This window comes from Vibrio sp. Isolate32 (genome assembly GCF_022397955.1).
Classification (GTDB): Bacteria; Pseudomonadota; Gammaproteobacteria; order Enterobacterales; family Vibrionaceae; genus Vibrio.
Genome location: NZ_JAKEUQ010000002.1, coordinates 110,683 through 132,412, shown reverse-complemented (window position 1 = coordinate 132,412; position 21,730 = coordinate 110,683). Strand labels below are relative to the sequence as shown.

At 43.9% G+C, this 21,730-nt stretch carries 21 protein-coding genes, 12 tRNA genes and 2 pseudogenes; 10 read left to right on the top strand and 25 right to left on the bottom strand.

From position 1 onward, the window contains the following. Positions 1-163: 163 nt before the first annotated feature. A pseudogene (locus tag L1D11_RS02120) lies at positions 164-361 on the top strand (IS110 family transposase); the annotation flags it as partial. A gap of 10 nt (positions 362-371) precedes the next feature. Here L1D11_RS02120 and L1D11_RS02115 read toward each other — a convergent pair. Continuing rightward, positions 372-521, bottom strand: a pseudogene (locus L1D11_RS02115) (group II intron reverse transcriptase/maturase); the annotation flags it as partial. A 373-nt stretch (positions 522-894) separates the two neighbouring features. On the opposite strand from L1D11_RS02115, the gene L1D11_RS02110 reads away from it, so the two are divergent. Further along, the gene (locus tag L1D11_RS02110; protein WP_239832918.1) at positions 895-1,290 is read left to right on the top strand and encodes a DUF2391 family protein; all 396 of its coding nucleotides are present in this window, start codon (positions 895-897) and stop codon (positions 1,288-1,290) included. 155 nt (positions 1,291-1,445) lie between these two features. Here the strand turns inward: L1D11_RS02110 and L1D11_RS02105 are convergent. From L1D11_RS02105 to mutY, 16 genes are all read right to left on the bottom strand, one after another. Beyond that, positions 1,446-1,521 (bottom strand) — tRNA-Asn (locus L1D11_RS02105). Between the two features lie 29 nt (positions 1,522-1,550). Continuing rightward, positions 1,551-1,626: transfer RNA gene (locus L1D11_RS02100), tRNA-Thr, on the bottom strand. Between the two features lie 36 nt (positions 1,627-1,662). Continuing rightward, a tRNA-Asn gene (locus L1D11_RS02095) sits at positions 1,663-1,738 on the bottom strand. Between the two features lie 24 nt (positions 1,739-1,762). Then, positions 1,763-1,838: transfer RNA gene (locus L1D11_RS02090), tRNA-Thr, on the bottom strand. Between the two features lie 56 nt (positions 1,839-1,894). Beyond that, positions 1,895-1,970, bottom strand: a tRNA-Phe gene (locus tag L1D11_RS02085). A 235-nt stretch (positions 1,971-2,205) separates the two neighbouring features. Further along, the gene (locus L1D11_RS02080; protein ID WP_239832919.1) at positions 2,206-3,831 is read right to left on the bottom strand and encodes a methyl-accepting chemotaxis protein; all 1,626 of its coding nucleotides are present in this window, start codon (positions 3,829-3,831) and stop codon (positions 2,206-2,208) included. A gap of 392 nt (positions 3,832-4,223) precedes the next feature. Then, positions 4,224-4,299: transfer RNA gene (locus tag L1D11_RS02075), tRNA-Asn, on the bottom strand. A 56-nt stretch (positions 4,300-4,355) separates the two neighbouring features. Beyond that, positions 4,356-4,431 (bottom strand) — tRNA-Phe (locus tag L1D11_RS02070). Positions 4,432-4,438: 7 nt separating this feature from the next. Next, positions 4,439-4,514: transfer RNA gene (locus L1D11_RS02065), tRNA-Thr, on the bottom strand. A gap of 67 nt (positions 4,515-4,581) precedes the next feature. Then, a tRNA-Asn gene (locus L1D11_RS02060) sits at positions 4,582-4,657 on the bottom strand. A 39-nt stretch (positions 4,658-4,696) separates the two neighbouring features. Further along, positions 4,697-4,772: transfer RNA gene (locus L1D11_RS02055), tRNA-Phe, on the bottom strand. Positions 4,773-4,779: 7 nt separating this feature from the next. After that, positions 4,780-4,855: transfer RNA gene (locus L1D11_RS02050), tRNA-Thr, on the bottom strand. Positions 4,856-4,930: 75 nt separating this feature from the next. Next, positions 4,931-5,006: transfer RNA gene (locus L1D11_RS02045), tRNA-Phe, on the bottom strand. Positions 5,007-5,109: 103 nt separating this feature from the next. Continuing rightward, a complete protein-coding gene (mltC, locus tag L1D11_RS02040; protein WP_239832920.1) occupies positions 5,110-6,243 on the bottom strand; it encodes a membrane-bound lytic murein transglycosylase MltC in 1,134 nt (377 codons plus the stop codon). A 69-nt stretch (positions 6,244-6,312) separates the two neighbouring features. After that, positions 6,313-6,585, bottom strand: a complete 273-nt coding sequence (locus L1D11_RS02035) for an oxidative damage protection protein (protein WP_010435637.1) — start codon at positions 6,583-6,585, stop codon at positions 6,313-6,315. Between the two features lie 28 nt (positions 6,586-6,613). Continuing rightward, positions 6,614-7,675, bottom strand: coding sequence for an A/G-specific adenine glycosylase (gene mutY, locus L1D11_RS02030; protein WP_239832921.1), 1,062 nt, complete (start codon positions 7,673-7,675; stop codon positions 6,614-6,616). 165 nt (positions 7,676-7,840) lie between these two features. Between mutY and trmB the strand changes: the two genes are divergently transcribed. Then, entirely contained in the window at positions 7,841-8,560 is a 720-nt protein-coding gene (gene trmB, locus L1D11_RS02025) for a tRNA (guanosine(46)-N7)-methyltransferase TrmB (protein WP_010435641.1), read from the top strand. Positions 8,561-8,907: 347 nt separating this feature from the next. Beyond that, positions 8,908-9,828, top strand: coding sequence for a glutaminase B (gene glsB / locus L1D11_RS02020; RefSeq protein WP_239832922.1), 921 nt, complete (start codon positions 8,908-8,910; stop codon positions 9,826-9,828). 354 nt (positions 9,829-10,182) lie between these two features. On the opposite strand, the gene hemW is transcribed toward glsB, so the two are convergent. The 7 genes from hemW to L1D11_RS01985 form a co-directional block, all read right to left on the bottom strand. Continuing rightward, on the bottom strand, positions 10,183-11,370 hold the full coding sequence (gene hemW / locus L1D11_RS02015; protein ID WP_239832923.1) for a radical SAM family heme chaperone HemW: 1,188 nt from the start codon (positions 11,368-11,370) through the stop codon (positions 10,183-10,185). After that, positions 11,370-11,969 (bottom strand): XTP/dITP diphosphatase, encoded by a 600-nt coding sequence (locus L1D11_RS02010; RefSeq protein WP_239832924.1) that lies wholly within the window; start codon positions 11,967-11,969, stop codon positions 11,370-11,372. Before L1D11_RS02010 ends, hemW begins: the two co-directional genes overlap by 1 nt. A gap of 47 nt (positions 11,970-12,016) precedes the next feature. Beyond that, the gene (locus L1D11_RS02005; protein WP_239832925.1) at positions 12,017-12,448 is read right to left on the bottom strand and encodes a DUF4426 domain-containing protein; all 432 of its coding nucleotides are present in this window, start codon (positions 12,446-12,448) and stop codon (positions 12,017-12,019) included. 28 nt (positions 12,449-12,476) lie between these two features. Further along, on the bottom strand, positions 12,477-12,767 hold the full coding sequence (gene yggU, locus L1D11_RS02000) for a DUF167 family protein YggU (protein ID WP_239832926.1): 291 nt from the start codon (positions 12,765-12,767) through the stop codon (positions 12,477-12,479). A 29-nt stretch (positions 12,768-12,796) separates the two neighbouring features. Next, a complete protein-coding gene (locus L1D11_RS01995) occupies positions 12,797-13,354 on the bottom strand; it encodes a YggT family protein (protein ID WP_010435653.1) in 558 nt (185 codons plus the stop codon). A gap of 76 nt (positions 13,355-13,430) precedes the next feature. Beyond that, complete coding sequence (gene proC / locus L1D11_RS01990; RefSeq protein ID WP_239832927.1) at positions 13,431-14,249, bottom strand: pyrroline-5-carboxylate reductase; 819 nt, start codon at positions 14,247-14,249, stop codon at positions 13,431-13,433. 79 nt (positions 14,250-14,328) lie between these two features. After that, a complete protein-coding gene (locus L1D11_RS01985) occupies positions 14,329-15,033 on the bottom strand; it encodes a YggS family pyridoxal phosphate-dependent enzyme (RefSeq protein ID WP_239832928.1) in 705 nt (234 codons plus the stop codon). A gap of 26 nt (positions 15,034-15,059) precedes the next feature. Between L1D11_RS01985 and L1D11_RS01980 the strand changes: the two genes are divergently transcribed. Beyond that, on the top strand, positions 15,060-16,097 hold the full coding sequence (locus L1D11_RS01980) for a type IV pilus twitching motility protein PilT (RefSeq protein ID WP_239832929.1): 1,038 nt from the start codon (positions 15,060-15,062) through the stop codon (positions 16,095-16,097). Positions 16,098-16,111: 14 nt separating this feature from the next. Next, positions 16,112-17,218: a PilT/PilU family type 4a pilus ATPase gene (locus L1D11_RS01975; protein WP_239832930.1), complete on the top strand. Its 1,107-nt coding sequence runs from the start codon at positions 16,112-16,114 to the stop codon at positions 17,216-17,218. 202 nt (positions 17,219-17,420) lie between these two features. On the opposite strand, the gene tolC is transcribed toward L1D11_RS01975, so the two are convergent. Then, complete coding sequence (gene tolC / locus L1D11_RS01970) at positions 17,421-18,746, bottom strand: outer membrane channel protein TolC (RefSeq protein ID WP_239832931.1); 1,326 nt, start codon at positions 18,744-18,746, stop codon at positions 17,421-17,423. A gap of 226 nt (positions 18,747-18,972) precedes the next feature. Here tolC and nudF point away from each other — a divergent pair, with 226 nt between their 5' ends. From nudF to yqiA, 4 genes are read left to right on the top strand one after another with little or no spacing between them, the layout of a single operon-like run. Further along, positions 18,973-19,602, top strand: coding sequence for an ADP-ribose diphosphatase (nudF, locus tag L1D11_RS01965; RefSeq protein ID WP_239831613.1), 630 nt, complete (start codon positions 18,973-18,975; stop codon positions 19,600-19,602). Between the two features lie 4 nt (positions 19,603-19,606). Beyond that, positions 19,607-20,047, top strand: a complete 441-nt coding sequence (locus tag L1D11_RS01960) for a DUF1249 family protein (protein WP_004740768.1) — start codon at positions 19,607-19,609, stop codon at positions 20,045-20,047. A gap of 59 nt (positions 20,048-20,106) precedes the next feature. Continuing rightward, positions 20,107-20,931, top strand: coding sequence for a 3',5'-cyclic-AMP phosphodiesterase (gene cpdA / locus L1D11_RS01955; RefSeq protein WP_239831612.1), 825 nt, complete (start codon positions 20,107-20,109; stop codon positions 20,929-20,931). A 15-nt stretch (positions 20,932-20,946) separates the two neighbouring features. Continuing rightward, positions 20,947-21,552: an esterase YqiA gene (gene yqiA / locus L1D11_RS01950; protein ID WP_239831615.1), complete on the top strand. Its 606-nt coding sequence runs from the start codon at positions 20,947-20,949 to the stop codon at positions 21,550-21,552. Positions 21,553-21,730: the final 178 nt, after the last annotated feature.

Below are 21,730 nucleotides of genomic sequence, written 5' to 3'. Positions count from 1 at the left end.
TCGTAACGGTATTATTCGTGAAGCATCAAGCCGTTTTATATTGCGGCTTGTATTAACGTTAAGCTTCCTAGTATGAATAGGCTTTGATGTGATGGACGCACCTCCCTTCTAGCGTCGTTGTACCAAACTAATAGTACAACCATTAAGAGCAGGAGTAACAAGTATGTCTATTAAAGTTGTCGGTATTGATATAGCGAAAAATCTCTTCCAAGTGTGTGTTCTGGGTACAAATGGACAAATTTTATCAAACAGAAAGGTAAAGCGAGATAAGCTTCTCGATACTGTCCGCCAACTACCAGAGCAAACTGCTCTAGCAATGGAGTCATGTGCAACTTCTCATCATTGGGGCAGAATATTTCAAGAGCCACTGTATCGTTCACTGGTATGGTTATGTGTTTCTTGATGAGTTCACGCAGATTACGCAGGAACAATAATACATTGGGCTTACTCGGTTTTATGAGCAATTTCCCTTTGTACTGTCTGTGGTTGAAACCGAGAAAGTTAAAGCCATGGTCAATGTGTTACCTTTGTTTTGTGATACACGTTTTACCGTTGACAGCTTTGCCGTGTCTATCTTCTCTAACTGCACCTCTCATATTCGTGCCGTGATACTTATCACCCCGCGGATTGAGATTATCTGGTTCTAGGCGCTAGTATATTAGGATGTGTACTGGTCTCTCTTCGATTCTGATGTGTTGGTTGACTCGATATGAATGAGTTGTTTGGTTTCTTGATGGTTAGTTTAAGCTATGTTTTGGTTATTGCGACTCATATGAAATTAGAAGGGTCGTTACTGTTTGCTTGGCAAGAATAGAAAATCCCCTAAGTCATCAGCGGACAATTTTGTGATTATTGTAAGAAATAGATAAAGCCTTAAACCTAATGGGTCGAACTATGAAATTGAGTTTTAACTTTGAAGATGCGAGCCAGATCTTCGTGGGATCTTTTGCTTTGGCTGTGCCGATTTCTTTTTCTGAAGAGGCTTGGAAGTTAGGAGAGACCTTACCTAGCGCTAATATATTGCTGTTATTTTTGCTGTCTGCGGTATTCTTAGGCTTCTATACGTATGAGAGTGTCTTTCAAAAAGATGTTGCTGCTCGGTTGCCGGTGTTTATTTTCAGAATAGTGATTGCTTATGTTATGACGGCATTGGTCGTTGCTTTGGTGCTGACTTGCCTGGATAAATTACCTTTATTGAGTGACCCCGTTGTATCGATCAAAAGGGTGATTGTTATTTCAATGCCAGCCTCTATGGGCGCTATTGTCGTGGATAGTTTCGATAAAGAGTGATTCCTACGTGAATGGGTCATTTGTAGATTTTGAAGGCTATGAAAGCTGTTGGTTTTTTGAATTGAATATAGTAGTAGAAAGGTGAGGGTGCTTGTATTAAGAAGCTAGGATCTTTAGATGCAAAAAAGCCGCATCAATGATGCGGCTTTTTTAATTGGCTCCCCTTGCAAGACTTGAACTTGCGACATACGGATTAACAGTCCGCCGTTCTACCAACTGAACTAAAGGGGAATTGATGGTTTAGTCTCTAATCAAGAGAATGGTGCCGACTACCGGAATCGAACTGGTGACCTACTGATTACAAGTCAGTTGCTCTACCTACTGAGCTAAGTCGGCATCATGAATCAAAAAGCTTATGCTTGATGATTAACTTGGCTCCCCTTGCAAGACTTGAACTTGCGACATACGGATTAACAGTCCGCCGTTCTACCAACTGAACTAAAGGGGAATTATTCTTAAAGCTTTAAAGAAATGGTGCCGACTACCGGAGTCGAACTGGTGACCTACTGATTACAAGTCAGTTGCTCTACCTACTGAGCTAAGTCGGCGCATAATATTTCTTTGTGCTTTACTGTTGTTGTCTTGGACACCAACAAATAAATTGTGGTGCCCGGAGGCGGAATCGAACCACCGACACGAGGATTTTCAATCCTCTGCTCTACCGACTGAGCTATCCGGGCGACGAGGTGTATTAAACGTGTTTTCACGTTCTGGGTCAACATTAAATTGCAAAAAAAGTATCGTTTGATGTTTTTCTATACTTAGTGGGGTGTTTTTGCTCATTTGGGGTGAAAAACCTAGGTTTAGCTTGCCCTAAAAGATAGTAAAACTACGGTTAACTACACTGAATGGGCACCGAAATAAAAAAAGCACGTATGAAAACGTGCTTTTTTATTGAATTATTTTCTAGAGAGTTTAGTGTTTTACTTCAAACCTATTAACCCAAGCTTCTAATTCATTAGAAAGGGAGGTGAGAGTTTGGGTGCTGTTATGACTTTCTGTCACGACATTACTCAGTTGGTTACCGCTCTCTTCGATCATGTTGATACGCTTCGATATATCATCGCTCACCTGAGTCTGCTCAGCGGCCGCTGTTGCGATTTGATGACTCATTGATGAAATAGACTCTAATGCGACAACAATCTGTTGTAGTGCTTCAGAGGCGTTTTGAGACTCTGTTACGGTACTTTCACTGGTGGCGGCACAAACTTCCATAGTTTGAATTGCGTTATGAGACCCTTCTTGAAGGTTATTAATCATTAACTGAATTTCTTTGGTGCTTGATTGTGTTCGGCCTGCAAGGTTACGAACCTCATCTGCTACAACCGCAAATCCACGACCTTGTTCGCCAGCTCGAGCTGCTTCAATGGCTGCGTTAAGTGCTAATAGGTTTGTCTGTTCTGCAATATCACCAATCACATCCAATACTTTCGCAATGTTGTTTACATCGTTATCTAGGTTAGCGACAGCTTCACTTGCTGTGCCTAGTTGGCTTGCAAGGCCTTGAATGTTGTCTACTGTGTTGTGAATGAGTTGTTGGGTATGCTGGCTCTGTTTATCGGCCTCATCGGTGTTGCGCGCGGTATCGCTAGCTGAATCAGCAACGTTATTGGCTGAAGAGGCCATCTCGGTCATTGCTGTCGCGATCATCTCTGTTGATTGTTGTTGGGTCTCTGTCAGTTGAGCAATTGACCCAGCACGATCTTCTACGCGCTGCAGTTCGCCCCTTAATGCCAACATTGAAGCGTCAAGGTTTGAAACCAGTTCAGCCAATGACTTACTCATTTGTTGTACGGCGTGGTAAATACTGCCATCTGTTGCTTGAGTTTCGAAATAGGTTTGAATGCGTCCTTCTGCTACCGCTTTTACGGCTTCTCTAACGTCTTTAGGTTCGCCGCCAAGCAGTGCTAGCATGCGTTTAATAGATACAATTAGGCTCGATAGAATAAGACCAGCAATAACAACACAAAGGAATAGCTGCCATTGAGCGGTAGACCAGAAACGTGCGTTGACTTCATTGAAGCCGATACCAGTACCGACAACCCAACCCCAATGTGGTGTTTTCTCTGCAATAGAAAGTTTTTCTTCAATAGTTCCATCAGGCAGTTTTTGGGTCCAGGTGTATTCAACAATCTGACCTGTTCGGTTGCCAAGTACTCTTTGGATTAACTGACCAACGCTATTACCGTTACCATCTTTAAAGTCATTAAAGCTGGTTCCGTGTAATTGAGGATCTAATGGGGTAGCGACAAACGTCATATTCTCATCGGCTACGTATACATATTCATTGTCTTTATAAATATTGTTACGCAGCAGGCGAGTCGCTAACTGTTTTGCTTGTTGTTCCTCTAACGTACCGTCAATGGCCATCTTTTCAACTTCTGTAAGAATGCTGTATGCACTCTTAAATAGCTCAGTTACGCGAGCTTTGTTGTCCATGTTGCTAGCGACTCTTAAGGTCCATAAGCCTGTAGCGGTCAACGCTAGTAGGGCGATTAAAATGATGCCCGATAGTAAGTAAGCTTGCGTTTTTAGTTTCATATTTCCCCGCGCAGCAATTCAATAATAATTATTAGGTATGTTTCATCGAATCTTAATCTAAGTCGTGTAGGGCGGATATCAGAAAGACATCAAAACATGATAGAGATTAAATTTTCGAAGAAAAAAAAGTACTGTCGGCGGAGTTATCTTTAATCTTGATGTGACGGTTCATGGGGGAAGAGGAATGACTTTTGTGAGGATCTGGTTCTGTTTGAATCGAGATATTTTGTAAAACTTAGAGTTAGTTGCTGTGATTGGAGTATTGGCAAGGTATAACTTAATTGATAAAAACTGATTACGAGTTAGTGTTGAGCTGAAGTGAATATCAAAGAGGGTTTGTTTTTTTTCAAACGAAAAAAAAGCCAAGTCTTTCGACTTGGCTTTCTTGGATGTGGCTCCCCTTGCAAGACTTGAACTTGCGACATACGGATTAACAGTCCGCCGTTCTACCAACTGAACTAAAGGGGAATTACTTGTCTTAACATCAGGTCTATTAAGACCACTATTTGTTAAGTACCAAATAATGGTGCCTCGAGGCGGAATCGAACCACCGACACGCGGATTTTCAATCCGCTGCTCTACCGACTGAGCTATCGAGGCAAAAGAATGGTGCCGACTACCGGAGTCGAACTGGTGACCTACTGATTACAAGTCAGTTGCTCTACCTACTGAGCTAAGTCGGCACACTAAATTCTTTGCTTGAAGAGTAAATTCTTCATTAGAACCTCATTTAAATGAAGCCCTTTAAAATGGCTCCCCCTGCGGGACTCGAACCTGCGACATACGGATTAACAGTCCGCCGTTCTACCAACTGAACTAAGGGGGAATTATTTGTATTAACTTATTCAAGTTAAATACCAAATAATGGTGCCTCGAGGCGGAATCGAACCACCGACACGCGGATTTTCAATCCGCTGCTCTACCGACTGAGCTATCGAGGCAAAAGAATGGTGCCGACTACCGGAGTCGAACTGGTGACCTACTGATTACAAGTCAGTTGCTCTACCTACTGAGCTAAGTCGGCACACTAAATTCTTTTGTGCTTTTGCCTGTGTTACTACTCCCAGTTAAGAAGTAATGACACCAGCAAATCAAATTGTGGTGCCCGGAGGCGGAATCGAACCACCGACACGAGGATTTTCAATCCTCTGCTCTACCGACTGAGCTATCCGGGCAACGGAGCGCTATTAAACGGATTTTCTGCATAACCGTCAACTCCTTTTTTGAAAATAATTAAAAAAAACGTTCGTTAGTTGTTTTTTTATTCAAAAGTGAGGCTTACGTTTTACCTTGGTTAAACTCTTTCTTGAATTTTGTTACTTTTTCTAAGTATCGGCGCGACTCTTTGTTTGGGTGTTTCTTAGTAAGAGCCCAGTACGCTTGGCTAGGTTGCAGCGAGTTTAAATCTCGCACTGCTCGTTTTCTGTCCTTACTGAAGGTATTGAGGACACCACCAGTGCCGCCGTTGTATGCTGAAATCATACTGTACTCGAGCGTTGTCGGGTGTTTTACATCTTTCAAATAACGATTTTTGAGTATGTAAAAGTATGCGGTACCAGCATCAATGTTGTTTTCTGGATTGAATAAATACTCAGGACTGGGCTCTCCAGGCTTGTTCTTTACTAGCTTAAACACATCTCGACCAGCGGTTTTAGGCACCACCTGCATAAGACCGTATGCATTCGCCCAGCTCACCGCGTAGGGGTTGAAACTACTCTCTGTTTTGATAATCGCGTAGATCAAGTCTTCAGGAATGTCGTAACGCTGAGATGCTCGTCGAACGATGTCGGCGTATTGATAACTACGCTGACTGGCGTGATCGGCCACCATTGGGATCTCAACGTAATAGGCTTTTTTAAAGTCGACTTCTTTGGTTTTTAGGTTATTGGCGATCAGGTAATCAGCGAACTGGTTAGCGCGCCAAGTCCATTGAATAGGCTTTTTCTCTTGGTCTACAACTTGATTGTAGAGGAAAGGCTTGCCTTCTAACTTGATGCTTTTGGAGGAGAATAGGTCGACATGCGCTGGATCATCAGGCGTCAAAAGCGTTGTCATGATCGCGTTTTTGAGGTGTTTTTTAGGCTCAGTAGAGGAGACGGTTTCTACCGTTATGAGGCCTTCGCTAAAGTTTACTTCTGAACGGCTTAGGTAATTATCTATGTATTTCACATAGTTACTTTTACCTGCCATTTTTATTTCACTACTGCCCCAGCGTTTTTGGATATTGCCAGAAAAGCTATTAATCAAAGCATCTAGTGCTCCGGTGTCTTTTTCAAACTGACCAGGTAGCTCTGCCAAATTGCTTACAAATCGGTTGGTCGGCTCGTAATTCACATCATAAATGCTTTCGACAAATTCACGGCTGCAGCCCGTTAATAACATGGCTGTTAGGAAGTAACTTAGCTTTTTCATAGTTCCTCATAAAAAAATGACATCACAGCGTTAACCATGATGTCATTAAAAATTGCTTAAATAAATGTCTTATTCGCTTGGTGGAGTATAGCCATCAATTACGACATCTTTACCTTCGAAAAGGAAGTTAACCATCTCAGTTTCAAGAAGTTTACGATGCTCAGGATCCATCATGTTTAGCTTCTTTTCATTGATAAGCATGGTTTGCTTACTTTGCCATTGTCCCCAAGCTTCTTTAGACACGTTGTCAAAGATACGCTTACCTAAGTCACCTGGGTAAAGTTGAAAATCTAGGCCTTCAGCATCTTTTTGAAGGCGAGCACAAAATACAGTGCGGCTCATAGTGGTTCCTCTTATCGCGTTCGTTGATTCAAACGTCGTCGTTCAGTTCAAAGGGTAGGCTCTCAATAAGCAGCTTTACTGGAGCAGCTAGGCCAATTTCTTCTGGTTTTGATAAGTTATACCAGAGACCTTTAGTCCCTTCCATTATCAAATCTGGTTGTTTATCTAATTTCACCAATACTGGCGTGATATCTAAGTGGTAGTGGCTGAAAGTGTGCCTAAACGCAATCATGGTCTTGATTGAATCGGTTTCAGTGTCTTTGACCGAACGAAGATCTAACTGATGTTCGATCTCTGCGTTTTCATTCTGAGGGAAACAAAACAATCCACCCCAGATACCAGACTGAGGGCGCTGTTCGAGCCACACTTGGTTGTCGTGGTACAGAATCACAAACCAGGTCTCTTTTACTGGCTTTTCTTTTTTAGGTTTTTTGCCTGGGAAGTCGAGCTGTCTATCTAGCTTCTTGGCCTCACACATGCTTTCAATCGGGCAAAGGGTACATTTAGGCCTGCTACGAGTACAAACCATCGCACCCATGTCCATCATTGCTTGGTTGTACTTATCGACATCTTTCTTCGGAGTATGTGCTTCGGCATGTTCCCAGAGCTGCTTCTCGACTTTCTTTTGCCCAGGCCAACCTTCAACGGCAAAGCTTCTCGCAAGCGTTCGTTTTACATTGCCATCAAGAATCGCATGAGGAAGCTTATGAACCGAAGACAGCACAGCCGCAGCAGTCGAGCGACCGATGCCCGGTAGCGCGTTCATCTCCTCGATAGAAAGCGGAAATTCACCACCATATTGCTCAGCAACGATCTTGGCTGCTTTATGTAGATTGCGAGCTCTTGCGTAATAACCAAGCCCTGTCCATAAGTGGAGCACCTCATCTTGTTCGGCGTTCGCTAGGTCGATAACCGTAGGAAACCGTTCTAAGAAGCGTTGGTAGTATGGGATCACCGTGGCGACTTGAGTTTGCTGAAGCATAATTTCAGATAGCCAAACGGTATAGGCGGTTTTGTTTTGTTGCCAAGGTAATTCTTTACGCCCGTAGGCGTCATACCACTTTAATATGGCGGTTGCGAAAGGAGTCACGACATGCTCTATGCTTTGCTATTATTAGAAGCGAAATTGCACCACACTTAACGTTGGATGTAAAACAGACAAATTGTGTGGGAATTTATCCACGGAAAGACTTGCACCGAAGGCAATTCTTTGGATAATCCCCGCTTTGATTAATCAATGTGCAGGCAAAAATCAATGAGTGAAGTGACCACTAACGAGTATACTGAAGACGGCAAACTGGTTCGTAAGATCCGTAGTTTTGTTCGCCGCGAAGGCCGCTTAACAAAAGGCCAAGAAAACGCGATGAATGAATGTTGGCCAACAATGGGTATCGACTACAACCCAGAGCTTCTTAACTGGAAAGAAGTATTTGGCAACGATAACCCAGTTGTACTAGAAATTGGCTTCGGTATGGGTGCATCACTGGTTGAAATGGCAAAGAACGCACCTGAGAAAAACTTCTTAGGTATTGAAGTTCACAGCCCAGGTGTTGGTGCTTGTTTAGGTACAGCGCGTGATGCTGGCGTAACTAACCTGCGTGTAATGTGTCACGATGCAGTAGAAGTATTTGAACACATGATTCCAGATAGCAGCCTGCATACACTGCAACTGTTCTTCCCTGACCCATGGCACAAAGCTCGTCACCACAAACGTCGTATCGTTAAGGCTGAGTTTGCAGAAATGGTTCGCGGTAAGCTTCAACTTGATACTGGTATTTTCCACATGGCAACAGACTGGGAAAACTACGCAGAGCACATGATTGAAGTGATGAACGTTGCTCCAGGCTTCGAGAATATCGCTGAAGATGGTGATTACATTCCTCGTCCGGATGAGCGTCCACTGACTAAATTTGAAGCTCGTGGCCACCGTCTTGGTCATGGTGTTTGGGATATTAAGTACAAGCGTACTAAGTAATTCTCGAGCACAACAAGTGAAGGTAAACCTGCTTTAGGTTAAACCTTACACTTTGTGGGATTGATTAAAGCCAACATTATTGTAATGTTGGCTTTTTTGTCCTTAGGCTTTTATTTCAGTAAAGGTTTAACGACAGAAAGTAATACCAATCACAGTAAGTAAGTGATCAGAAATAGCGTAGGAAAAAGGCTTGAGAACAAGGCAGCATTTTTCGATAAGTAGTTACTCTACAATCAAAAATTCTAACGCAGTTATCGAGCATTTTAACAAGCTAGAATGAGCAGTTATTTACTACGATTGGTATATGTTACACCCCTACAAAAATAACAATATAGAAGTAAGTGCACATGAAACCAACTCAAGCTATTTTGGCCGAGATCTTAGACGAAGTTCGTTCTTTAATTGGACAGGGAAAGGTCGCTGATTATATCCCTGCACTGGCTCGCGTATCGAACCAGAAACTGGCGATCGCGGTATACACCAATGAGGGTGAGGTGATTAAAGCAGGCGATGCTGAAGAAGCATTTTCTGTGCAATCTATCTCTAAGGCCTTGAGTCTTACGTTAGCTATGGTGCTATACAAGCCTGAAGAGATTTGGCAACGCGTTGGCAAAGAGCCTTCTGGTCAAGCCTTTAACTCGATGATTCAGCTTGAGATGGAGCAGGGGATCCCCCGTAACCCGTTCATCAATGCGGGTGCTATTGTCGTAGCTGATCTACTACAAAGCCGCCTATCAGCGCCGAGACATCGTTTATTGGAATTTGTGCGCCAGTTGTCGGGCGACACTCATATTGTGTATGACAAGATAGTCGCGGCTTCAGAAATGATGCACAGCGATCGTAATGCTGCCATTGCTTATTTGATGCGTTCATTTGGTAACTTTGAGAATGATGTTATTCCAGTACTGAATAACTACTTCCATGCTTGTGCGCTTAAAATGACGTGTGTGGATTTGGCGAAAACCTTTAGCTATTTGGCGAACAAAGGTGTGTCAGTTCAAACCAAGAAAGAGATCATCACGCCAGTTCAAACCAAGCAGTTGAATGCTTTGCTTGCGACATGTGGTTTGTACGATGGGGCTGGCGAGTTTGCCTACCGTGTTGGTATGCCAGGAAAATCGGGCGTCGGCGGCGGTATTATTGCTATCGTTCCGGGTGAGATGACAATCGCTGTGTGGTCCCCAGAGCTTGATCCTTCGGGTAACTCTTTGGCGGGTACTAAGGCTCTGGAACTGCTTTCAGAGCGTATTGGTCGTTCTATTTTCTAAAAGCGGCTTTACGTTGGGGTTCTACTCTTGCAAGAGATCCCCAACTCACTCGTCCCTCATTTTTGAGGATGACGAAGTCAAATTAGAAAGGGTTGACTCTATGGCCAACCCTTTTAATCATTTTCTCGAATCTCGAATCTCGAATCTCGAATCTCGAATCTCGAATCTCGAATCTCGAATCTCGAATCTCGAATCTCGAATCTCGAATCTCGAATCTCGAATCTCGAATCTCGAATCTCGAATCTCGAATCTCGAATCTCGAATCTCGAATCTCGAATCTCGAATCTCGAATCTCGAATCTCGAATCTCGAATCTCGAATCTCGAATCTCGAATCTCGAATCTCGAATCTCGAACTACTCGTCTTCTTCTGCCATAAAGGCTTCAAGCAAATCGTTTAAGAAGAGTTTTCCTTTTTCAGTGATCTGCCAATGGCTGTCGGTTTCATTAAGATAACCGAGTTCTTTGGCCCACTCTATCGTTGGCTGAATCGAATCAAACTCTAACCCAGTCGTATCAATGAAGTCTTGTTTTGGACATGCTTCCATTAACCTAAAGCGGTTCATAAAGAACTCAAAAGGGCGGTCTTCATTTGGCACTTCAAACTCATCAGATAGGTACGGTTTCACCATGTTCTTATACGCTGCTAGGTAGCCTCTAGGGTGTTTAACCTTAGTGGTGCGAACAATACGTCCACCTGCAAAGCTCAGCTTGCCATGAGAGCCACAGCCAATACCTAGGTAGTCGCCAAAACGCCAGTAGTTGAGATTATGCTGACACTGATATCCCGGCTTGCTGTAGCCTGAGATTTCGTACTGTAAATAACCCGCATCTGCAAGCTTCTTATGGCCTAAGTCGAAGATATCCCACAAGTCATCATCATCAGGCAGTTTTGGCGTTTTGTAATAGAACATGGTGTTAGGTTCTATTGTTAGCTGATACCAAGATAAATGTGGAGGATCGAGCTCGATCGCTTTGTCTAAATCAGACAGTGCCTGATCAATACTCTGATCGGGTAAGCCATGCATAAGATCGAGGTTAAAGCTGTTTAGACCGATTTTATGCGCAAGGTGAGCTGCGTTGACCGCTTCATCTTGACCATGGATACGGCCAAGCCTTTCTAGCTTCTCTTGCTCGAAACTTTGTACACCCACCGAGATACGAGTAATCCCCGCTTTTTGGTAACCAGCAAAACGCTCCGCTTCAATGGTGCCTGGGTTGGCTTCCATGGTAATTTCAATTTCAGGTTTGAATGGGATGCGTTGCTCAATGCCTTGAAGCAGTCGACCGATCTCTTCTGGAGAGAACAGGCTTGGAGTGCCACCACCAATAAAGATCGAATGCAGCGGACGAGGTGTACCATTGAGTTGGTACTTTTCGATATCAGTATCGAGATCCTCAAGTAGTGCATCGATGTACTCTTTCTCTGGGATCTCGGCTTTCAGAGCGTGTGAGTTGAAATCACAATACGGGCACTTTTGTACACACCATGGGATGTGTACATAGAGGCTAAGTGCGGGTGGTATTAGCGCTGTATTGTGCATTACAGCGCTCGCTCCTTGAGTGCTTCGAACAATGAGGCAAGGGCTTTACCACGGTGTGATAGTTGCTTTTTGCGTGAAGGGGCAAGTTCAGCCGATGCACAGTTATCTTCTGGAACAAAGAATACAGGGTCGTAGCCAAAGCCGTTCTCACCGTGTTCTTCAGTCAGAATTTGTCCTTCCCATTTACCGTGACATACCAATGGTGTTGGATCATTTTCGTGACGCATTAAGACTAATACACAGTGGAAACGAGCAGTACGTTTCTCTGCCTCAACACCTTGCATAGCATCAAGCAGCTTTTCGATGTTCTCTTTATCGGTAGCGCCTTCTCCTGAGTAACGCGCTGAGTAGATTCCTGGCGCGCCATTTAAGTAATCAACCTCTAAACCAGAGTCATCCGCAATCGTTGGTAGACCGGTTTCTTTCGCTGCATGACGGGCTTTAATGATGGCATTTTCAATGAATGTTGTTCCCGTTTCAGCGACTTCTGAAACGTTAAATTCACTTTGTGCGACAACGTCAAAACCGAACTCAGACAGAATATCTGCCATCTCGCGAACTTTACCTTGGTTGCCTGTGGCTAAAACAATCTTACTCATGGGGGGGGGCTCTAATAAGTTAGTGAACAGAAAAGTGACGGTTGAAGTTACTCTTCTATATAAAATTTTTGTGTGAAGCGCAGTGGACCTGTGCCTTTCAAACCTGCGTTAACATCGATATTAAAAGTGATGTTTTCTTCGTGGGTTACGGGGAACTCAGCAAGGTAATAAATCGCATCGCCTTCTTTGATTTCTCGAAACTTCAAAGTACGGGTGTTCCCAACGAGGTTCTTCGCTGTTCCCGAAATTTTAGCCGTTGTAGCAGGCTTGCCTAGGGAAGCCTTGTCTAACACACTGATGTTGAGGATTGCTGAGTATCCATTTCGCTTAAGTTTGTATTGCTTAGCGACTTGTGCAGTTAAAAACGTCGAGTTAAAAGCCGAGTAGTGAACCTCGACATCCTTAATGTTCTTAAATTGTCCTGCTGAACTCGGTAAGGCAACAAGAGCGGTGAGTAGTGCTGTTATCCATAAACGCATAATGACTCCAATAAATAGCAAAAAGCCATCATAGGATGGCTTTGACTTCAGTTGGGATTTGGCTTGGTGAGCATATGCGAACTTGCTTGTGCCTACCTAGCTCTCCCTTTTCTATCTTAATTTGCCCTTTAGCGACCTTAAACTGTTTTGAAAGGTATTTCGCTAAATGAGCATTGGCTTTACCATCAACCGGTGGGGCGGTAATGGCAATTTTCAGTTCCTCACCGTGCAAGCCGACAATTTTGTCTCGGCTTGCTTTGGGTTGGATATAGAGCCTAAGAAGAATATCGTCCTCCTCGGCCCAAACCGCTTTTGGCATCGTCAAAGTATCTGATGTTCGTACTTGAATTATAGCTGATACCAAATAGGACCAATCATGTCGCCCATTAGGAAGTTCGCAAATTGCAGAACAATGAACAGAACCAGCACGCTTAAGTCGAAGCCACCCATATCCGGTAGGATACGGCGGATAGGCATTAGCATTGGCTCAGTCAGTTGGTGGAACACGTACTCGATTGGGCTACGGCCTTGGCTTACCCAGCTTAGGATTGCACGGATAAGTAGAACCCAGAAAATTAAACCACCAGCCGCTTTGAGCAGAGACAGTGCGCCAAAGATAAGGAAGCTGATGTCGAAAACGGCAGCACCGCCAGAGATAATCAGGTTTAGAGCAACGAACTTAAGTACACAAAGGACATAAGCAAAAACAACCGTCGCCAGATCAAGGCTGCCAATTGATGGAATAACTCGGCGTAGTGGGGCAACAACCGGTTGTGTCGCTTTTACGATGAATTGTGAGAATGGGTTGTAGAAATCTGCACGTGATGCTTGTAGCCAGATACGCAAGATCACAACCATGATGTAAAGATCAAAAACGGTCGAGATCAGAAAGCTCATCGAGTTCATATTGTTTCCTTTTTCGGATTAACTTGCCGCTCAGTTACCACCCGAGCGACACAATGCTTTTGTACCTTGATTGGTACTAAAACAGTTTTTCCATCTCTTCAGCTCGAGCAACTGCCGCTTGCATGGCTTTGGCTACGATGTCTGATAATTGATGTTCGTTAAACGTGCGCAGCGCTTCAGCGGTGGTACCACCTTTTGAAGTCACTTGCTCACGCAGTGTAGATAATTTTGTCGCTGGGTTCGCGACCACCATTTCTGCCGCGCCTAATGCCGATTGCTGCACTAGCTTACGAGCCGTCTCTTGGTCGAAACCTTGGTTGATTGCTTCTGCTTGCATCGCTTCCATAAACAGGAAAAAGTAAGCTGGAGCACTCCCCGCCGCCGCAATGATGTTGTTGATGCCAGACTCTTGTTCAACCCAGCTTACCTCACCTACAGCTTGCATTAGCTGAGAAGCGAAGTCTTTATCATCTTGGCTAACGGTTGAATTAGCATAAAGACCGCTCATCCCCTTACCAAGCAGTGATGGCGTGTTTGGCATCACACGCACTAAGTTCAATTGGCAGTCTAACATCTCATTGAGTCGATTCGCATTAATACCTGCGGCAATTGAGATAACCAGTTTGTTGCTAAAGTCGATGCTTTGTAAGGATTTACATACATCGGCCATCATTTGTGGCTTCACCGATAATACAACAACGTCTGCTTGCTCTGCTGCGACAATATTATCGCTGGTGGTATTGATGCCGTACTCTTGCTCTAACGGTACTCGTCTGGTATCAGAAGGTGCTGTTGCTGTAATCTTTTGCGCTGGGTAACCACTCGCGAATAAGCCCGCTACAATTGAGCGAACCATGTTTCCCGCCCCGATAAAGGCGATGTTCTTATGTTCCATATATCAAATCCTGAGCGTGTCGCTGCGCGGTGAAAGCGGAGCGGTATCAATACTTATATTTTTTGGTTGTTAGGTGTCACTATTTCGCGTAATCACGAGCACCGAAAATCGCGGTTCCAATACGAACCATAGTGCTGCCAGCCTCGACTGCTGCTTCCATATCTCCACTCATGCCCATCGAAAGGGTATCAATACCAGGAAATTTTGCAGCTAGCTTATCTTTAAGCTCTGCCAGTTGAGAGAAAGCGTTAAGCTGTGATTGATAGTCAGAAACGTTTGCAGGAATCGACATCAATCCTCTTAGAGTGAGGTTGGGCAGTGAGGAAATCAACTCCGCTAGTGCAAAAATTGACTCTTCAGATGTGCCAGACTTGGACGCTTCACCACTGGTGTTTACTTGAATTAAAACTTGCAAAGGTGGAAGCTCGCTTGGACGTTGGTCACTCAGTCTTTGTGCGATTTTATCGCGATCGATGGAATGCACCCATTGGAAGCTTTCCGCGATTAGGCGGGTTTTATTGGATTGAATTGGACCAATAAAATGCCACTCTAAATTTAGGTTGGAATGCTGTTCTGAAAAGTGTTTTACTTTATCAACACCTTCTTGAACATAGTTTTCACCAAAGGCAACTTGACCTCCAAGTGCGGCTTCTAGAATTGCATCAATAGGTTTAGTTTTGCTGACGGCTAAAAGTTGCACGGAGTCTGGAACTCGTCCGCACTTTTGCTCAGCACTACGAATCTGTGAGGTGATTTGTTCTATATTTTGTTGAATACTACTCATAGCTGACTTTACTTAAGGGAAAATAAATGGATATCACTGAGTTACTAGATTTTAGTGTAAAGCATAACGCGTCAGATCTACATCTTTCTGCGGGTGTATCTCCAATGGTACGTATAGATGGTGAAGTAAGGAAGCTTGGAATACCAGCTTTGAGTCATGCTGATGTGCACCGTTTGGTATTTGAGATCATGAGCGATTCACAACGCGGTGAGTTTGAAGAAAAACTGGAAGTCGATTTCTCTTTTGAATTACCCAATGTTGGTCGTTTCCGTGTAAACGCATTTAACCAAGCTCGTGGTTGTTCGGCTGTCTTTCGAACTATTCCTGTAGAGATCCCAACTTTAGATCAATTAGGTGCTCCAGAAATCTTTGAAAAGATTGCCAACTACGAGAAAGGTTTAGTGCTCGTCACTGGCCCAACAGGTTCTGGTAAATCGACGACTCTCGCGGCGATGGTTGATTACGTAAACCGCAACTACAATAAGCACATCCTGACGATCGAAGACCCAATTGAATTCGTTCACACCAACAATAAATGCTTAGTGAACCAGCGTGAAGTTCACCGTGATACTCACAGCTTTAAAGCGGCGTTGCGCAGTGCGTTACGTGAAGACCCTGACGTGATTCTTGTTGGTGAGCTTCGTGACCAAGAAACAATTAGTTTAGCGCTTACTGCTGCAGAAACTGGTCACTTGGTTTTTGGTACGTTACATACCAGTTCGGCGGCAAAAACGATCGACCGTATTATTGATGTGTTCCCAGGTAGCGATAAAGATATGGTTCGTTCTATGTTGTCTGAATCACTGCGCTCGGTGATTGCGCAAAAGCTGCTAAAGCGTGTTGGTGGAGGTCGTGTCGCGTGTCATGAAATCATGATGGCGACACCTGCGATTAGAAACTTGATTCGTGAGGATAAGGTCGCCCAGATGTACTCTATCATTCAAACGGGGGCGGCACATGGTATGCAGACTATGGAGCAAAATGCGAAACAGCTGATGGCTCAAGGCTTGGTTGATTCGGAAGAGGTAGAGAGAAAGATCGAAATTGAAACCTCAATGTTTTAATCAAGGTGAATAACATGGAATTGAATCAAACCCTTGAAGGAATGCTGTCTCAAAAAGCATCGGATCTTTATATCACCGTTGATGCGCCTATCTTGTTTCGTGTCGATGGTGAATTGCGACCTCAAGGCGAGAAGTTGAATGCGGCTAAGGTTGCTCAACTACTTGATGCAATGATGGATCAAGACCGACGTGATGAATATCAGCAAACACGTGAGGCAAACTTTGCCATTGTGCGTGAGTTTGGTCGCTTTCGTGTCAGTGCATTCTTTCAACGAGAGCTGCCTGGAGCGGTAATTAGACGTATTGAGACTAACATCCCAACCTTTGAGCAATTAAAGCTTCCTGATGTACTACAAGACCTTTCAATTGCTAAGCGCGGACTTGTGCTAGTGGTTGGTGCGACAGGTTCTGGTAAATCGACCTCAATGGCCGCAATGACAGGCTATCGCAACACCAATCGTTCAGGGCATATCTTAACGGTTGAAGACCCGATTGAATTCGTCCATGAGCATAAAAAATGTATCGTGACGCAACGTGAGGTCGGGCTCGACACCGAGAGCTACGAAGTTGCCCTTAAGAACTCATTACGTCAAGCGCCAGATATGATCTTGATTGGCGAAATCCGTAGCCGTGAAACCATGGAGTATGCGATGACCTTCGCTGAAACGGGTCACTTGTGTATGGCTACCCTGCACGCCAATAATGCCAACCAAGCGCTAGAGCGTATTCTTCACTTGGTGCCTAAAGAGCAGAAAGAACAGTTCTTGTTTGATTTGTCGATGAACTTGCGTGGCGTGGTTGCTCAACAGTTAATCCGAGATAAGAATGGCAGCGGTCGTCATGGTGTGTTTGAAATTCTGCTGAATAGCCCACGAGTATCAGACTTGATTCGTCGTGGTGAGTTACATGAACTGAAAGCGACTATGGCAAAATCAAAAGAAATTGGTATGCAGACCTTTGACCAAGCTTTGTATGATTTAGCTGTAGCAGGCAAGATCAGCGAAGAGGATGCGTTCCACAGTGCCGATTCTGCTAATGACTTACGTTTAATGCTAAAAACAAGACGTGGTGATGACTACGGAACAGGGGCGTTGGCAGGCGTTAAGATTGATATGAACTAGATTAGACTTGGTGCTTAGTATTAGACGCTAATAAAATATCAATTAGCCAGTGTGAAAGCATAAAACAACACCCTTAAACAAAAAATGCTTAAGGGTATTGTTAACTATCTACAGGAGCGATCAACTCATCAGTAAAATGCTTAAATGATCAGTGTTAGCTCATTGAGTGGCATTTTTGTGACGGTAACTGAGTAATTAAGAGTTACTTACTTGCTACTTTTAGACCTGCGTTTACATCAACAATGTCTTGTTCGCTTAGCGTACCAACCGCTTGACGAAGCTGAAGGACACTTAGGATGTAGTTGTAACGAGCGTCTGAAAGGTTTTTGTTTGCATCGTAAAGACGACGAGTTGAATCTAGTACATCAACAATAGTACGAGTACCCACATCAAAACCAGCTTCTGTTGCCTCTAAAGCAGACTGAGCAGAAACAACAGATTGCTCGTAAGCGCGTAGAGCACCAATTGAAGCGCTGATGTTGTTGTTGAATGCACGTACGTCTTTTACAACGCTTCGGTAAGTCGCCTCTAGATCTTCACTTGCTGCAACGTAGTTGTATTCAGCCTGTTTAGTCAAAGAAGTTGTGTTACCACCCGTGTATAGAGGAACAACTAAGTTCAAACCAATGTTTAGGTTGTCTTGGTCATAATCTTGAGAGCTATTTGATTGATCTGCTAGAGCATAGCTACCGTCTAACGTTAGGCTTGGTAGGTGACCAGAACTAGCTAAAGAGATGTTGTCTTTTGCTACGTCTTGAGAGATTCGTGCTGCTAGTAGGCTAAGGTTCTTTTGCTCGGCTTGTTCAACAAGAGCGGTTGCGGACTCAGAAGATTTGCTCGCTGAGAAGCGGTCAGTATCTAGGATGCTTAGGTTAGAGTGTTCTTGACCTGTAATCTCACGTAGACCTTCGTAGCTGTTAGTCAGATCGTTCTCTGCTAATACTTCATCAGCTAAAACGCCATCGTACTGAGCTTGCGCATCATGTACATCGGTAATAGCAGAAAGGCCTACTTCAAAACGTTGCTTAGTTTGCTCAAGCTGACGAGCAACGGCTGCCTTTTCAGCACGAACAAATTCTAGGTTATCTTGAGCACGAAGTACGTCGAAGTAAGCTGTCGCGGTACGTAGAATCAACGCTTGTTGCTCTGCCGCGTATGCTGAATCAGCCTGGCGAGCCGTTTTCTCAGCGGTATCTAGAGTGATCCACGAAGAGCGTTGGTAAAGTTCTTGAGAAAAACCAATCGCAGCTCCCCAAGTATTGTTATCGATACTTGAACTACCAACACCTGACGTGTCTCGATCACCACGATTGATATCGTAGTTTGCTGTTAGGTTTATTTGAGGTAGCAAATCACTCCGGCTTGACGTTACTGCTTCAAAAGCGGCATCGCGCTGCGCTGCTGAACGAAGAAGTTGTGGATCGTTCTGTTTTGCTTGGTCGTAAACGTCAGCTAGCGTATCAGCAAAAGCTGACAAACTTAGGCTGCCAATTGCTGCACTGATAAATAGTGGAAGCAGTTTTTTCATTTTCCTATTCCTGCCTTTTGTGGAATTTTCTTTAAAAGAGTTTAACCCAGTTTGGTGGTAATTTACTCGAAACTTTGCACTTTTTACATTTAACTGTCCACTTGTGCAATATTTATTTTTTAAAACTTAACTTTAATTATAAGTTTTATATAAAAAGTTGAACCTTATCCTTGGTAGTTAACTCGGACAATGAGTAAACTATAAAGATCACTTAGTGAGGTACCAAATGCAACAGTATGACAATCAACGACATGAGTTTACTCCACAAGATGTGGAAATAGTCTCAAAAGAGACGCTGTTTCGTGGTTTTTTTAAAATGGTTAAGTACACATTTAAGCATAAGCTGTTTGAGGGAGGCTGGAGCCAACCAATCGAGCGTGAAATGTTTGAACGTGGTCATGCTGCCGCTTTGTTACCTTATGATCCCGTGCGTGACGAAGTCGTGATCGTCGAACAGATCCGTGTTGGTGCTTTAGAGCATGAGCACCCGTGGCAATACGAAATTGTTGCTGGGATTATCGATACCGATGAGTCACCACAAGATGTGGCTCGTCGTGAAGCGATGGAAGAAGCTGGAGTCGAAGTCGGATCTGTGCTGCCTATCACTTCGTATTACCCTTCATCAGGCGGCTGTTCAGAGCGGCTTGATGTTTTTGTTGGTTGTGTCGATGCCACGACAGCCAAAGGGGTACACGGGCTGGATTACGAAGGTGAAGACATTCGAGTACAGGTGATGAGTCGTGAGGCGGCTTATCAACTGGTTAAAGACGGTGTGTTTGAAAATGGGGCCACGATCATTGCATTGCAGTGGCTACAATTGAACTACCAAGAATTACAGTCAGAGTGGGTAGCTTAACGTTATGCCAAATATAGCGGTCAAGAAACCGTATCATGTTGATCTTGCTGAATTGATGCGAGTCTATGAGACGAATTATGCCAAACTAAACGCTCTGTTACCGGTTGGGCATGAGGTTGGTGATGTCCGCTGTTACCAAGCCGTTAATATGGTATATCAATTGACAGTGAATGAGGTCACAAAATACACCACATTAATAGATATATGTCAGAGTGACGCGATGCCAGTGTTTCCTTTGCCAAAAATGTCTGTCAGGCTATATCACGACGCTCGAGTTGCAGAAGTGTGCGCCAGTGGGGATTTTTCGCGAGTTAAGGCGAAATATGACTATCCCAACACTAAGCTTCTGCAAAAGGATGAGAAATTTCAATTGAATAAATTTCTTGGGGAGTGGTTAACGTTTTGTTTAAAAACTGGTATCAGCCGTAGCCCTATTGCCTTTTAATTGAGCTTATTTAAGAACACTTTTAACGTCTAAACAGTAACGTATCTGGATTTGTTATTTTGGAATTATCACACACTTCAAAATTTGATGAGAGCAGTATTAAGCTTGTGCAGCTGACGGATACGCATTTATTTGCGCCTAGCAATGGCAGCTTACTAAGCATCAACACTCAAGATAGCTTTCGTGCTGTAATCGATGGCATTGTTAGTCAAGGCTTTGACTATCAGGCGATCTTAGCGACTGGTGACATTTCCCAAGATCACAGCGCAGAGTCATACCGGAAGTTTGAGTCAGGGATTCAGCCTTTAGAAAAGCCATGTTACTGGCTACCTGGAAACCATGATTTTAAGCCTAATATGGGCAGTGTTTTACCATCACCACAAATTCAGTGTGTTGAACATGTATTGCTAAGTGAGAGCTGGCAAGTGATCATGTTGGATTCTCAAGTCGTCGGTGTTCCACATGGGCGCCTTAGCGATCAACAACTTGATTTGCTAGAACAAAAACTGGCGGAATTCCCTGAGCGCAATACTTTGGTTTTGTTGCACCACCACCCGTTGCTAGTGGGCAGTGCATGGCTTGATCAACATAATTTGAAAGATGCTGACCAGTTCTGGGATGTGGTTCAACAGCATTCTAATGTGAGAGCGGTATTGTGTGGTCACGTTCACCAAGACATGAACCGAGAGCACCATGGTGTACAAGTTATGGCAACTCCGTCGACTTGTGTTCAGTTCAAACCTAATTCAGATGACTTCGCTGTAGATACCTTATCTCCTGGTTGGAGAGAGATTGAACTGCACCAAGATGGGACGGTGAGTACTCAAGTTCGTCGCTTGCCTAACGGTCAGTTCTTACCTGATTTTGAAGCCGCTGGTTATTAATGAAGGTTGCTAATGATGTCTGAATCTATCGAGCAAACTGCAAAACCATCACTGCTTCTCTATATTCATGGTTTTAACAGCTCATCTCGCTCTTACAAAGCGACGGTGATGACTGAGTATTGCGCGGAGCATCGTGCGGATATTAAGGTGCTAACCCCTCAACTGCCGAGCTTCCCGCAGCAAGCCGCACTTTACCTGCAGCAGCTGGTGGAGCAATACAAAAATCAGTACGAGATCGCACTGGTTGGCAGCTCATTAGGAGGCTACCTTTCAACTTGGCTCAACAGCCATTATGGCTTCAAAGCGGTTGTAGTAAACCCTGCGGTGAAACCATATGAGTTACTTGTCGACTACTTAGGTGAGCAAGTAAACCCATACACAAATGAACGATATGTCTTAGAGACTAAGCATATCGATGAGTTGAAGGCATTAGATGTTCCGGCTATCACAAGGCCAAGTGACTTCTGGTTACTTCAACAAACGGAAGATGAAGTTCTGGATTACCGACAAGCGGTAGAGAAGTATCAAGGTGCAACCCAAACAGTAGAAGAGGGTGGGAATCATAGCTTTGTTGATTTTGAAGGCTACCCACAGCAAATCATCACCTTTCTAAACCTATAACCTGTTTTCTTCACTGAGTCGTTGTCTCTCTTTTTGCCTGTTATTTCATCTATCAATGGTGAAATATCATAGTTTGATGTCTTAGTTTTTGAACTAGCTTGACATCATTAGTCAGCTTCCAGACTATATTCCCCATACTTCGCTCGTTCGCTCTACTATGACGGTTCATAGTAATGAT